Below are 12,195 nucleotides of genomic sequence, written 5' to 3'. Positions count from 1 at the left end.
TCACGGGCCCTATATATGGCTACTCTGCTGCTCTTTTGTACTGCCAACGGTATTATCTTTGTATATAGGGGCACCGCTAAAATACGCGGATTTCAGTATGCCGGTTACATACTTTTCTTTATCGTCGTTTTTGGAGCCATCTCAATTCCAATTCAGATTATAAATGGTGGGTTACGAGGGTTCCTGTTCTCTGCGCTTGGACGCCTTGGTTTGCCGATTATCAGTGCCCTGCTATTTGCTAATTCGGTTGATGAAGAGGATTGGAACTATTACTTCAACTTCCTCTTGGTCAGATTCTGCTGTCATTTTCTTTTTATGAATGCGGACAATCTGTCCTTAAGTAGCATTCTCTCAATAAACTGGTCTGATTCTGAGGCGGCGACCGAATCCTCTCTTGCTCATGACTTTCTAATCATGGAGATGCTCTTTCTGGCGATGAAGCAGAAAGGAAAGGCCTTTATTTGCCTTCTTTTCTGCATGCTTTCGATGAAGCGCCTTAGTTTCATTCTCGCCCCGGTTGCATTTGTCTTGTCGAGTCGCGTGCCTAAGGGTGATGTGAAACCCGTCTATCGCGTGCTCGTTATGGTTACGATAGTTCTGAGCCCATTCGTGCTGATGTGGCTTTACAGGTATGACGTGATGGGATGGCTGTATAGCTCCTTTGGAATTGACCTTAACGCTGAGATGACTGGCCGTCCAACCATCTATCATCTTGCCATATCGGGTATGTCTGGTGACTTTAATGGCTATGGTTCGATTAATAACTATCTAGCCGGGTACGCTTCATCGCATTTCGGTACTGTGTGGAACGGTATTCTTCACAACGACACTGTCGGCATCTACTTGGAAACGGGAATTCTGGGAATCGCATCTTTCGCCTTCTGCATTGTGGAATTCTCAAAGAAGAACTATTGGCATTTCTTTATGATGCTGTATCTCGTCTTCGTTGCCATTACATCGCATATTCTTGACTATTTCAGTGTTTGGGTAACGTTCTACCTTGCGGTTATTTGCACGAACGTTTCTCAAGAGAGGGCTATTGACAGCTCAGAGACCGTTGACATTCCTGAGGGTGCGGGGAATCGAAAACCCTCTTTAAGCAAGCGATAAGGAGGCCGATGAGCTCATGAAGCATAACGTCGGAATCATTACAGTCATATATAGCACCAATTGCGGAAGCGTGCTTCAAGCGCTTGCGTTGCAGGATGCGTACAACAAACTTGGATGCAATGTGTCATTCATCTCTACGATCAATAAGCTCTCAGCGCTTTCTTACAAGAAAGAATTCAAGGACGTTATAAAGGCTTTGGTGACTAGCTCAAGTCCAGGCGCCGTTATGAAAAAGTATCGAGATTCCCGGCAGTTCATTCGTGAACATTTTCACATCGTCGATCCTAGTGGAGCTGAACGCTTTGATTTGCTTTCCATTGGCAGCGATACCGTTTGGGATGTAACGTCGCCATATTTCTTGGAGTCCCAGGATGTCTTCTGGGGATTGCCATGGGATGGTTCTAAGATTGTCACCTATGCAGCCTCAATCGCGAATTCGCCCTATGAAACGTTGGATTCGCTGAAGTATCCATGTGAGTCCATAAAGAAGTACGCGAACATCAGCGTTAGGGATGACTATTCCTTCGAGTACATCACTTCTCGGACGGATCGGGTGCCGTGCAAGGTGTGCGACCCCACGCTCTTGAAGGATCGAAGTTTTTATCAGGGATTCTGTAGGTCAATGGAAGAAGCGGGCACCTATCTTCTACTGTATCTGTTCGATACGCCTTCAGCTGCGGTGGTCGACGAGATCAAACAGTATGCAGCCGATAACAGCTTGAAAATAGTGTCACTTGGTCGACGTATGCCGTTCGCTGATATGCATTATGAATCGACCGTCGTTTCTTTTCTTTCCTGCTTTAATGGCGCATCAGCTGTTGTCACCAACACCTTCCACGGTACGGTGTTCTCGTTGATTTTCCATAAGCGGTTTGTCGTTCTTGACTATCAAAAGAAAAAGATTGAGAACTTGCTGCATGACCTTGCGTTGGATCGGCGAATTGTCGATGCGGGAATCGAAGCCGTTCTCAACGAGGATATTGATTACACCTCGGTTGAAAGTAAATTCAGCGAGTTGAGAGCCAGCTCTATTAGCTATCTCGAGAAATGTGTTCAGGATTAGCTCTATGGCAGTAGGCACAAAAAAGAACTTTATCTATAACTCAGCGTATTCGATTCTGAATATGGGATTGCCGCTTGTGACGGCACCATACCTTGCTCGAATCATCGGCGCTGAGGGTACTGGAATCTACGCGTATTCGTTTTCCATCGCGCAATTCGTGATTCTTATTGCCAAGCTCGGGCTTACCAATTATGGAACGCGGGAAATCGCCAAAGTACGTGGCAATCAGGATGCGTTGAATCAGCTGTTCTCGCGTCTTTTTGGACTTCAGTGCTGCTCGACGGTTTTGATTTCGATTTGTTATGCCATTTACGCATTCTGCTTTTCCTCTGAACATTTCATCATGGCCTTGGTGTTTCTGATTTGGGTGGTCGGCACCTTTTCAGATATCGATTGGTTTTGGTTTGGCCTCGAAGACTTTCGGCGTGTTTCCATCAGGAATATTACGGTCAAGCTGCTGAGCGTCGCCGGGATTTTCCTGTTCGTGAAAACGAAGAGCGACACGCCGCTGTACGCATTGATCATGGTGAGCGGATATGTGTGCGGCTATCTTACGAACTGGATAGGACTGAGGAAGCGCGTACGAATCCTTCCTCAGTATCTGTTGGACTTCAAAGAGCACCTCTTTCCCTGCTCGTTGTTGCTAATCCCAACGCTTGCTTTGAATGTATATCGGTCGTTGAACAGAGTGATGCTGGGTGCGATGAGCACCATGGTTCAGACGGGTATTTTTGATAATGGGGAGAAAATCGTCTACTGCCTGTCAGGCCTAATTGCTTCTTTCGGTTCAGTCATGATGCCGAAGATGTCGAAATTGGTGGCTGAGGGGGACTCGGCGAAAATCGAACACTATATCTCCCTCTCCCTAAGGCTCATGGCAATAATGACCTCGATGATGGCGTTTTGCTTGTTCGCAGTTGCAGACAGTTTGATTGACCTCTTGTTTGGTGCTGAGTTCAGCCAAAGCGCCAACATCTTACGTCTGTCCGGTTTTGCTCTAATTGCCATGGGGTTAGGCAATGTCATCAGAATGCAGTACATCATTCCGAGCAAAATTGATGACATCTATGTGAAGTCCACTCTTATCAGCAGTATTTTGAACGTGCTTATCAATGTATTGCTGATTCCTCGTTTGGCTGCGTTGGGTGCGGCTATAGCGTCCCTAGTGGCTGAAAGCTTCGTTCCGCTTTATCAATATTTCCGTTTGAGGTCACGATTCGATTACTCAAAGGCAGTGCTTGCCAGCGTGCCGTACTACCTGATTGGACTTGCAAGTGCACTTCCGGCATTACTAGTCCAACGGGTATTTGGTATCTCGGTTTTGACGTTGATCCTTCAGCTTTTTGTCGGTTCGATTCTGTTCATTCCTTTGACGGTGCTTTGGGCGCATGTATTTGACAAAACGCTATTCGAATTTGGCCTTTCAATCGTAAGGAGAAAAAAGAATGTCCGTTAAGGAGCAGCTGCAATCAATTGATGCCCTGCGTAGGGTTGTGAAGGCACATAAGGTTCGCAGGGAGATGCGTACCGATGCGAATCGATTCGTCGCCAACTACGCGGAGTCGATGTCGGATCACGCGTGTGTTGATTATCACGTGCTTCTGATTGTTCACAGCTTGGAAAAGGGCATGTGCTCTCAGGGCCTTCGTCCCTTCGGCAAGAAGAAGGTGCGAGAGCTGATTGATTATTTGAAGACGTATTCCGAGAACCAGAAGGTATCGACGGCGTATGAGATGGGCGTCAGCATTCTTTTGGTTTGGAAAGACCTGTTTGATAAGCATGGCTGGCAGCAGGAAGACGGCTATAAAGCCGTGAACGAATTCCTGAAGACGATTCCGGCCTCTTTCGAACCGGTCCCTGTCGGCGCTCATGAATACACGCTTCAAGATGCGACGACGCATCGCATTGATGATTTCACGACCGTTATCAAAGATCGTCATTCTGTTCGTGAATTTAAGCGCGTGCCCTTGAAGCGCGACGATGTTCTTGATTGCGTGGAAGCGGCTCGGTATGCGCCTACCGCCTGCAACAGGCAGATGATTAAGATTCTCGAGGTTACCGATCAGGCAAAGGCGTCCAAGCTCAAAGATGCGATTATGGGCCTTGGTGGGTTTGACAAGGACGCCGTCACGCTCTTTGTCGTGACGTTCGATCTCAACGCGTTCACCTTTTACGGAGAGCGTAATCAGGGCTATTTAAATGCGGGCCTTGTTGCCATGAGGTTCGCCGACGCTCTCCACTTCAAGGGAATCGGGTCGTGTTTCCTACAGTGGGGGAATACCGGTGCCGAGGAGGCGGCTATTTCCAAGCTGCTGAACCTTAAGGACAGCGAGCGCATCGCGGTTGTCTTGGGTGCCGGTTACTACCCGGATTGCACGATGGTTCCGTATAGTCACCGCAAGGAAATCAGTGAGATTTTCATAGAGGTATAAGCTCTTCGCATCTTGTAATCAATTAGGGTTATGGACTCATCGACGGGGGAATGACGGTGAACGACGTATCTATCGAAAACGAATTTGATCGCTGGCTGGAAGTGATGGACGGTAATGAGGATCGGGAGGCTCTGAATGCCCTCGCGTCTAATCCTCAGCTTCTAAAGGACGCGTTCGCTCGCGACCTCCATTTCGGTACTGGTGGCTTGCGCGCTAAGATTGGTATGGGTCCAAACCGGTTGAATGTGTGGACGGTGGGTAAGGCTACTCAGGGTCTCGCCAATTGGCTCAACTCGCAGGTTGATGAGCCGCTGGTTGTTATTGCACGGGATTCGCGCCACGGCGGCCCGGAATTCGTTCGTCGTGCCGCTGAGGTGCTCGCTGCAAACGGAATTCGCTCCGTGGTATTCGGGCATCCCTCTCCCACGCCAGTTCTGTCGTTCGCTGTCCGAGACCTCGGCTGCTCGGCGGGCATTGTCGTTACCGCCTCGCATAATCCGGCTGAGTACAACGGATTCAAGGTCTACGGACCCGATGGCTGCCAGGCGACAACAGAGATGTGCCGGCAAATTCAGGCTGCCATCGATTCGGTTGATATTTTTGACGATGTTTGCGCGGAGCCTTTCGATGCGGCAATTGAATCTGGTTTGACTGCGTGGGCCAGTGGAGATGTCTTAGGCCGTTATCTCAGCTCTACGCTCTCGTGCTCGCAGGGCATTGATTGCAGTGACCTATCAGTCGCGTATACTCCGCTCAACGGTGCCGGCCTTGTGTGTGTGCAGCGCGTGCTTGGCAATATGGGTATGGGAGCATTTCATGTCGTTGCGGAACAGGCCGAGCCGAACGGTGACTTCCCAACGTGTCCTAAGCCTAACCCCGAGGTTCCGCAGACCATGGAGGCTGTTATTGATCTCGCGAGCCGAGAGAGATGCGACCTTGCCTTGGCGACGGATCCTGATGCTGACCGAGTGGGAGTTGTTGTTCGCCATGGCGGTGAATATATAACGCTATCGGGTAATCAGGTTGGCGTGTTATTGCTGGACTGGCTTGCTCGACGGGCCGCTTCGAGGGAGGGGCTTGACCGAAAAGTTGCTGTCACCACGATTGTTTCAACGCCCATGGCAGATGATGTGGCAAATGGGTATGGCTTAGAGCTCAGACGCACGTTGACGGGTTTTAAGTTCACCGGTGAGCAGATCGGACTCCTTGAGCAGGATGGTCGACGGGGCGATTTCCTGTTCGGCCTTGAAGAGAGCCTTGGGTATCTGTCTGGAACTCACGTGCGCGATAAAGACGGCATCGAAGCGTGTATGCTCGTGTGCGAGATGGCCGCGGACCTAAAGGCCGATGGGCTTGATCTGGTCGATGCCATGGCACGCTTGTATGACCGCTACGGCTGGTGGTCTGGCAAGCAGTTAACGAGAGCTTTCGAGGGTGTCGACGGTGCCGAGCGAATGGCTGCGCTTATGGACAGATTTCGCGCGGGAGCTCCTACCGAGATCGCCAACTTGACAGTTGACCATGTGATTGACTACAAAGCGGGTGCGCCTATGCCAATAGTGAATTCGCTACCTGACGAGCCCGTTCAAACACTGCCGCCGAGCAACGTGCTTGAGTGGAGACTCTCGAACGGGTCTCGTGTACTTGTTCGTCCGAGTGGTACTGAGCCTAAGCTCAAGGTGTATCTCTTTGCGAAGGGCTTGACGAAAGAATCTGCTGATAACCTATTGGATGCTTTATGGAACTCTATGAATGCATTGCTAGATTGCTGAGATGGGGGCGCGGACAAATAGTTGGACCGAACCGGTCCGGTTAGGAGTTCGCAGATAACGAGCTATACGGAAGAGGAAAATCGCAAGACCGTCGAGACGGTCGAGGAATGCGGAGGGTCCGTCATGCACGCGACCCGCAAGTCGGGGTACCCCTCTCGGCAGACTCTCTACCAATGGCTCAACGAGTGGGTGGCGTACTTCGCCACGGTGTTCCGGCTCACGTGGAGCACTCGGGCGATCTCGGACCTCGAGCGCCCGGCGGCATCCATCGACCGTATATTATTCACTGTGTCCTGGGGCACGGTCATCTCCTCCATCCTTCCCGGGCGGGCTCGCCAAAGTAACCGCCCGGGGAAACCATACGGCGAGGGCCGCGCCCCCGGTCCCCGGGGCGCGGCCCTCTTGCTTAAACTGCTCAATTTTTCGTGCTCACGGTGCTTATTTCCCAGTGATCACTCGGACCACTTCTTAGTGAACATCAACATACGTCTTCGACGGCACCGCCGAGGCCCACACCGAGGACGAGCCGCTCAGCCCGCTGTCCGTCTACGGCCAGACCAAGGCCGCCGGCGACGTCGCCGTGGCCGGGTGCCCGCGCCACTACATCATGCGCAGCTCCTGGGTCATCGGCGAGGGGCACAACTTCGTCAAGACGATGAAGGGGCTCTCCGACCGCGTCGCCGACCCCGAGGACGGGCTCGAGCGGGTCACCGTCGTGGACGACCAGCTGGGACGCCTGACCTTCACGCGCGACATGGCCGCCGCGATTTTCCACGTGCTGGGGACGCGCGCCCCCTACGGCACCTACAACTGCACCGGCTCGGGCGCGGTGAAGTCCTGGGCCGACATCGCCCGCGCCGTCTTCGAGGCCGCCAACGGCAACGGGGACAGGGTCGTGCCGGTATCGACCGCCGACTACTACGCCGGCGCCGAGGGGCCCGTCGCCCCGCGCCCGGTCCACTCCGCGCTCGACCTGGCAAAGCTCGAGTCGGTCGGCTTCCGCATGCCTGACTGGGAGGATGAGCTGGGGGGGGGTACCTCACAAAGCTTTAATATAAATTGTAGCGGCGGGAGGCGATGGCATGATTGATAGATATTCTTTTGAAGATTGGCTGCACTACGGTAAACGAGGGAAGCTTGAGTATTCCTGTTTTCGTTTTTATAGTGTAGGGCTCAATAGAGGCGTGCCTCTAGTGTTTCTGGACGCCTTAAAGAAAATTGGCTTCGGTGGGCTATTTGCTTGGCTGACTACTCTTTTTGCAGAAAAGCTATTAACGGATGGAAAACTTCCTTGGATCCTTGACTACCTTGGAACTTATGCGACTAAAGAAATATTTACATTTTTGCTTATCGTAATTTGTTTGGTGGCAATATGGATTGCCGTGCATTCAATTAGGCAGGGCTTTCGCTATGTGAGTGTGCTCGACAAACTTCAGAGTCTTAACTACCAAGTTGAGAATCAGACTCAAAATACTGATGTTAGTTTAGGTGAATTGGCAACTATCTGCTGCGATGGTGTCGCTTCCTGTTTTTCAATTTTTCGCCCAAAGGCCGGAATAGGCTGCGCTATTAGGCTTGCGCGTCCCGGAAAGTCGGATCATGAAGTTGGCTACGCAACGGTGGCTAGGGGAGGGGCATTGAGTGGGACGAGATTTCAACATTCCCGGCCACTTTCAATGGATAGCAAACTCGTGATTATGCTGCACGACAAAGAGCTGTCAAATGATATCGTCATGCTTTGCCCCGATGTTGAAAAAGCCAGAGACTGTGGGCAGTTGGATAACGACGTCAATTCCAAGCATTTCGGATCCGATGATCGTTGCATGATGATTTCTAGACTTGTTGCGCGGGACGGTTCGAGTAATTCAATTATGGGAATCTTGTATGTAACGTCTAACAAGAAAAACAAACTTGGAATCGCTGATATCAATCTCTATTTATTGCTTCATGATATTGTCAATCACGCTCTTTGCGCAAAAGCTGTTGCGTGATTAGCCTTTAGGAGGTTCATGATGGCATGCACTAAGAGAAGCTATCGGAAAAAGAAGAAACAGTCTTCTTGCCGTCCGCTTCTTTTACGCCAAAATAAATCTAGCATCAAGGCAAGCGTCAATACCGCACCTTCACATGCTGTTTTCTGTGAGTCTGCAGGCGGTTTAGTCTTAACTGATGTGAGAGATTACAGCCGCATCAGAAAAAACGGACCATCGGATGAGCTTGTTAAATTATTAGCATCAAGATTGTGATATATCTAACAACTTGGCTTGACGGTTTGCTTTTCGAATAACGGCCAGTGTGTAAGCAGTGGGCTGAGTCTTGGTTTCATTCTATGCCGAGGGAAGGTTATTGCTTATGGTCGCTTTTTGTGCTGTCGTTCAAGTAATTTGTGCATTTGTTACACTTTGCCTGACGGTATATGTTGTTTTGCGCGACACAAGGCATATGAATGAACAAGACGAGCGTCAGGAAATGGCTGAGAAATTAGCGCAGCCATCTTCAATTGCTGCATGGCTCGAAAGAGATTCCACTGGTGAGTCGCGCATTGCGATTCGCAACGACAGTGATCTTCCCGTATATGAGGTAGTTGCGACAATTGTCGTTACTCATGGAGCGGGATGCTGCAAGGGCGAGGATTTGGAACCCCCATATCAATACAGGAAAATACTCGATTTGATTCCTCCGGGGCTTCATTCGGTAGCCATCGATATGGGCGGCTTCTACGGAATGCATCGACATCCGCTGGTCGAGATTGCCTTTGTATGTGCAAAGGGGAAATCCTGGGTCCGTCGGGGTGATGGCGCTCTTGATGAGCTTGATGTATCGCCGTTTAACCACTATGAACTTGGTCTTCCAATTGATTTTGATATGGCTATGCCGTATCAAAACGGTTGACGGCATCTTTTTTTGACGCTAAGAATGTTGCGCTAGCCTTATATCAATAAAGGCTAGCGTTTTAACAGTTAAGGGTAAGCCATGGATGCATATACAGCGCAGGCTTTAGTCGATCTTGGGAGTTCTCTCGCTGTTCTTGCGGCAAAAGATACGGCCTCTGCTGTTGCGACAAAGGTTAAAGCAATTAAGGGAGATAAGGACGCCGCCTCAGTGCGCGCCGCATATGATGAACTCGTCAATGAGCTTCTTGAAGAGCGCTCTGAGACTTTAAGAATCGCTCAAGCGTATAAGGCGGAGTTTGAGCGCGTTTATATTAGAGATGACGATATTCAGTGCCTTGATGCTACCATCGCCCGCGTATTGGAGATATTTGTTTCAATGCAATCGGACTGTGAAGAACCATCCTCGCCTAACGCAACGGCGATTGCGTTTGACCAGTCTCGCCAGCTAATTTCCGCTGATACCCTAAGAACCATGCAATTTCTTGGTTTCAATTACAAAGCAGCAATCGGTGAGCTTCTCACAGAGCTTTGCGCCAATAAGGCCAAAAAGTTCGGTGATGGTTTTAAGACAAAGAAGCCATCTCAGCGTAGTCGCTAAAAATTACGCGAATTAATTGAAGCAGTACGGATTAACGTTTTTCTGACTTGGTAGCTAAGAGGGCTAATGGTGAGGGGGATTGAGCGAATCCTTGGTCCGGGTCTCCGTACCAGTTTTCGCTGGTGTCGTCCCAGGTCAGGTCCATCTGGCACCATTTGCCGTCGATCTTTACGGCGTTCCAGGTGTGGCCGTTGCCGGTGATGCGGCCGTTGGCGATGCCCGTTGCGTTATGGAGCTTGGCGCGCCCGCGCCCGAGGACAGGCTGCAGCCCGACGCCGAGGCCGAGACGGCCATGGAGCCGTCGAGGGAGCTCGCCAGGCGGTAGTCGCCGTCGTCGACCGCGCGGGGGACCGCCGGGTCCGCCAGCAGCCACGCCTGGGCGGCGGTCCCGTTGGGCGCGTGGAGCCACACCCGGTTGCCCTCGTCGGTGGACTGCGCGTAGTCGTCGAGCGCCATGCCCGACGCGGACACGATGGCGTAGCCGCCCTCGCAGGCCGAGACGCGCCACAGCTGCGAGGCCGAGCCGTCCGCGCCGGCCAGCACCGCCGACCTGCCGGACTCGGTCAGCAGCATGCCGCCCGACGATATGCGGTAGAGCCCCGTTGCGGGGTCGCGCTCGAAGGCGAGCGCCGCGGCCCCCTTCGAGAGCGAGCAGCCGGAGGCGGAGGCGGACACGGCCATGCGCTCATCAAGCGAGGTGGCCAGGCGGTAGGTCCCGTCGTCGATGACTCCTCCAAAGCCTTCTTTTTGTATTCAGCTTTCAGATCGTATTTGGCGCTCCATTTGCTGTTCGATTCTATCGTGACGTTAGATGCCACCGTTAGATCAATCTTGGCGCCTTGGACTTTCCATTCCCTCAGATTCATCGCATAAGCAACAATCCCATTCTGAATTCCCGAGATGCTCGGCGGGAAGGACTGGTTGTCGGCATCAATGGAAAAGCTCTCTTCCCTGGCATCCAAGTGCCGCTGAATGCGGTCGGCATATTTCTCGGCCCATTCATCGGCCTTGCCATTTCGCACAAAGTAATTGTTGGACAGGTCGGTCGAGCGGTAGGCGTAGTCGTCCTTTTGGTAGTTTGCCGTGTGGTCGGAGTGGGCGATTGCCATGAGCTCGTCGGTCAGGCCAAAGTACAGATGGCGCTGGTCCAGGTCTCCGTACCAGTTGTCGCTGGTGTCGTCCCAGGTTAGGTCCATCTGGCACCATTTGCCGTCGAGCTTTACGGCGTTCCAGGTATGGCCATTGCCGGTGATGTGGCCGTTGGCGATGCCCGCGGCGTTAAGGAGCTTGGAGTAGATGCGCTGGTAGCTCTCGCAGGTGCCCTGGTGGCGCGTGAGGCCACTTTCGGCCGAGCACCAGTTGAGGCTGTGGTCGTACTCCAGCTGGTCGAGCGTCCAGTCGTGGAGCCACAGCGCCATGTCGTATTCCGAGCCGTCTGTTTATTGCCTGCACAGGTCCACGGCGTCGTTGATGATCTGCGTGACGCATGGGCGGGCGGCGTCGTTTACGGTCACCTCCGCCGTGGTGCGCAGGTAGTAGATCCCCTTGTCGTTTTGGGGGCCGTTTCTGTCGTTGTCCATAAAGTTGAAGTAGATGCGGTACGTGCCCGATGCCGTGAAGTCAAAGGTAAAGTCGTGGCCCGTGGTGCCCGGGCTGTAGTAGCTGGCCCATGCCGGGCGCGACGGGTCGCAGACGCTTTCCTGACTGCCGCCGTCCCAATAGGTGGGTACGTCCATACGCGCCTTGGCCTGGGACGAGCCGTTGGCCTGGGTTACGTGGAAGGTCGTCGCGGTGCCCGCGGGGGCGTCGATTCACGAGACGGTGAAGGTGACGCCGTTTTGGCTTGCCGTGGCGGAGTGTGCGTAGCCGGTTTGTGACGTGGCGGAGATGGCCTCGGGCGTGGGGTTGGTCTGGGCGAGGAGGGATGGGGCGGGGGCTGTGGTGGCCGTGCCGGTTGCGGCGGCGGTGTCGGGCGTGGCGGTGTCTGTGGCGTTGGCGTCCGCGGGGTCGGTCTGACTGGTGCCGGTGGATGTTGCGGTGCTGTCCTCTGCGGTATCTGCTGCCGCGATTGTGTTGGTGTTGTCTTCGGCCTTGCTTGTGTCGCTGTTCGTGGCGGCGTCGGCTTGCGTCTGCTGCTCGGCGGTTTCTTGAGGCTGAATCGCCTCCGCAATGGCCGCCATAGGCATCGTCGCGCCGACCATGGACGTGCACGCGATCGCGCAGAGCAGGTAGTAAAGGGGTCGTTTCATAGCGGAGCCTCTCGGTGAGCAGCCAATAGGGTCCGAAGGCAGCTCCAGGCCGGCACTCCGCACATATTTAGTTGGGG

At 52.8% G+C, this 12,195-nt stretch carries 12 protein-coding genes and 1 pseudogene; 9 read left to right on the top strand and 4 right to left on the bottom strand.

The annotated features are described in order from the left end of the window. Positions 1-15 precede the first annotated feature (15 nt). The 9 genes and pseudogenes from DW171_RS05390 to DW171_RS05350 all read left to right on the top strand — a co-directional run bounded on the left by DW171_RS05390 (position 16) and on the right by DW171_RS05350 (position 9,869). The gene (locus DW171_RS05390) at positions 16-1,110 is read left to right on the top strand and encodes an O-antigen ligase family protein (RefSeq protein WP_147357343.1); all 1,095 of its coding nucleotides are present in this window, start codon (positions 16-18) and stop codon (positions 1,108-1,110) included. A gap of 16 nt (positions 1,111-1,126) precedes the next feature. Beyond that, a complete protein-coding gene (locus DW171_RS05385) occupies positions 1,127-2,173 on the top strand; it encodes a polysaccharide pyruvyl transferase family protein (RefSeq protein WP_118270664.1) in 1,047 nt (348 codons plus the stop codon). 4 nt (positions 2,174-2,177) lie between these two features. Next, complete coding sequence (locus tag DW171_RS05380; protein ID WP_117736440.1) at positions 2,178-3,629, top strand: flippase; 1,452 nt, start codon at positions 2,178-2,180, stop codon at positions 3,627-3,629. Beyond that, positions 3,619-4,605 carry a nitroreductase family protein gene (locus tag DW171_RS05375; protein ID WP_118270663.1) on the top strand — a complete coding sequence of 329 codons (987 nt, stop codon included), beginning with the start codon at positions 3,619-3,621 and terminating at the stop codon, positions 4,603-4,605. The genes DW171_RS05380 and DW171_RS05375 overlap by 11 nt, the downstream gene beginning before the upstream one ends. Positions 4,606-4,661: 56 nt before the next feature. Continuing rightward, positions 4,662-6,377, top strand: coding sequence for a phospho-sugar mutase (locus DW171_RS05370; protein WP_158571024.1), 1,716 nt, complete (start codon positions 4,662-4,664; stop codon positions 6,375-6,377). Positions 6,378-6,867: 490 nt separating this feature from the next. After that, a pseudogene (locus tag DW171_RS05365) lies at positions 6,868-7,467 on the top strand (NAD(P)-dependent oxidoreductase); the annotation flags it as partial. Further along, positions 7,460-8,368 (top strand): hypothetical protein, encoded by a 909-nt coding sequence (locus DW171_RS05360; RefSeq protein WP_118270661.1) that lies wholly within the window; start codon positions 7,460-7,462, stop codon positions 8,366-8,368. The pseudogene DW171_RS05365 and the gene DW171_RS05360, both read left to right, overlap by 8 nt. 361 nt (positions 8,369-8,729) lie before the next feature. Further along, the gene (locus DW171_RS10065; protein ID WP_147357342.1) at positions 8,730-9,269 is read left to right on the top strand and encodes a hypothetical protein; all 540 of its coding nucleotides are present in this window, start codon (positions 8,730-8,732) and stop codon (positions 9,267-9,269) included. Positions 9,270-9,350: 81 nt separating this feature from the next. Further along, positions 9,351-9,869, top strand: a complete 519-nt coding sequence (locus tag DW171_RS05350; protein WP_118270659.1) for a hypothetical protein — start codon at positions 9,351-9,353, stop codon at positions 9,867-9,869. A 168-nt stretch (positions 9,870-10,037) separates the two neighbouring features. On the opposite strand, the gene DW171_RS05345 is transcribed toward DW171_RS05350, so the two are convergent. From DW171_RS05345 to DW171_RS05330, 4 genes are all read right to left on the bottom strand, one after another. Further along, the gene (locus tag DW171_RS05345; RefSeq protein ID WP_158571022.1) at positions 10,038-10,442 is read right to left on the bottom strand and encodes an RICIN domain-containing protein; all 405 of its coding nucleotides are present in this window, start codon (positions 10,440-10,442) and stop codon (positions 10,038-10,040) included. After that, entirely contained in the window at positions 10,433-11,287 is an 855-nt protein-coding gene (locus DW171_RS05340) for a transglutaminase domain-containing protein (RefSeq protein WP_118270657.1), read from the bottom strand. Before DW171_RS05340 ends, DW171_RS05345 begins: the two co-directional genes overlap by 10 nt. Before the next feature lie 21 nt (positions 11,288-11,308). After that, a complete protein-coding gene (locus DW171_RS05335) occupies positions 11,309-11,605 on the bottom strand; it encodes a hypothetical protein (protein ID WP_118256124.1) in 297 nt (98 codons plus the stop codon). 75 nt (positions 11,606-11,680) lie between these two features. Further along, entirely contained in the window at positions 11,681-12,118 is a 438-nt protein-coding gene (locus DW171_RS05330; protein ID WP_117655070.1) for a hypothetical protein, read from the bottom strand. Positions 12,119-12,195 lie beyond the last annotated feature (77 nt).

The sequence above is a fragment of the Collinsella sp. AM15-2 genome (assembly GCF_003471985.1).
Classification (GTDB): domain Bacteria; phylum Actinomycetota; class Coriobacteriia; order Coriobacteriales; family Coriobacteriaceae; genus Collinsella.
This window is presented reverse-complemented; position numbering and strand designations above follow the sequence as displayed.

Excerpts from the sequence above, each read along its gene's own strand:
- DW171_RS05390 (WP_147357343.1), top strand. The coding sequence starts at position 16 with ATGGCTACTCTGCTGCTCTTTTGTACTGCCAACGGTATTATCTTTGTA.
- DW171_RS05385 (WP_118270664.1), top strand. The coding sequence starts at position 1,127 with ATGAAGCATAACGTCGGAATCATTACAGTCATATATAGCACCAATTGC.
- DW171_RS05380 (WP_117736440.1), top strand. The coding sequence starts at position 2,178 with ATGGCAGTAGGCACAAAAAAGAACTTTATCTATAACTCAGCGTATTCG.
- DW171_RS05375 (WP_118270663.1), top strand. The coding sequence starts at position 3,619 with ATGTCCGTTAAGGAGCAGCTGCAATCAATTGATGCCCTGCGTAGGGTT.
- DW171_RS05360 (WP_118270661.1), top strand. The coding sequence starts at position 7,460 with ATGATTGATAGATATTCTTTTGAAGATTGGCTGCACTACGGTAAACGA.
- DW171_RS10065 (WP_147357342.1), top strand. The coding sequence starts at position 8,730 with ATGGTCGCTTTTTGTGCTGTCGTTCAAGTAATTTGTGCATTTGTTACA.
- DW171_RS05350 (WP_118270659.1), top strand. The coding sequence starts at position 9,351 with ATGGATGCATATACAGCGCAGGCTTTAGTCGATCTTGGGAGTTCTCTC.
- DW171_RS05345 (WP_158571022.1), bottom strand. The coding sequence starts at position 10,442 with ATGCTGCTGACCGAGTCCGGCAGGTCGGCGGTGCTGGCCGGCGCGGAC.
- DW171_RS05340 (WP_118270657.1), bottom strand. The coding sequence starts at position 11,287 with ATGGCGCTGTGGCTCCACGACTGGACGCTCGACCAGCTGGAGTACGAC.
- DW171_RS05335 (WP_118256124.1), bottom strand. The coding sequence starts at position 11,605 with ATGGACGTACCCACCTATTGGGACGGCGGCAGTCAGGAAAGCGTCTGC.
- DW171_RS05330 (WP_117655070.1), bottom strand. The coding sequence starts at position 12,118 with ATGAAACGACCCCTTTACTACCTGCTCTGCGCGATCGCGTGCACGTCC.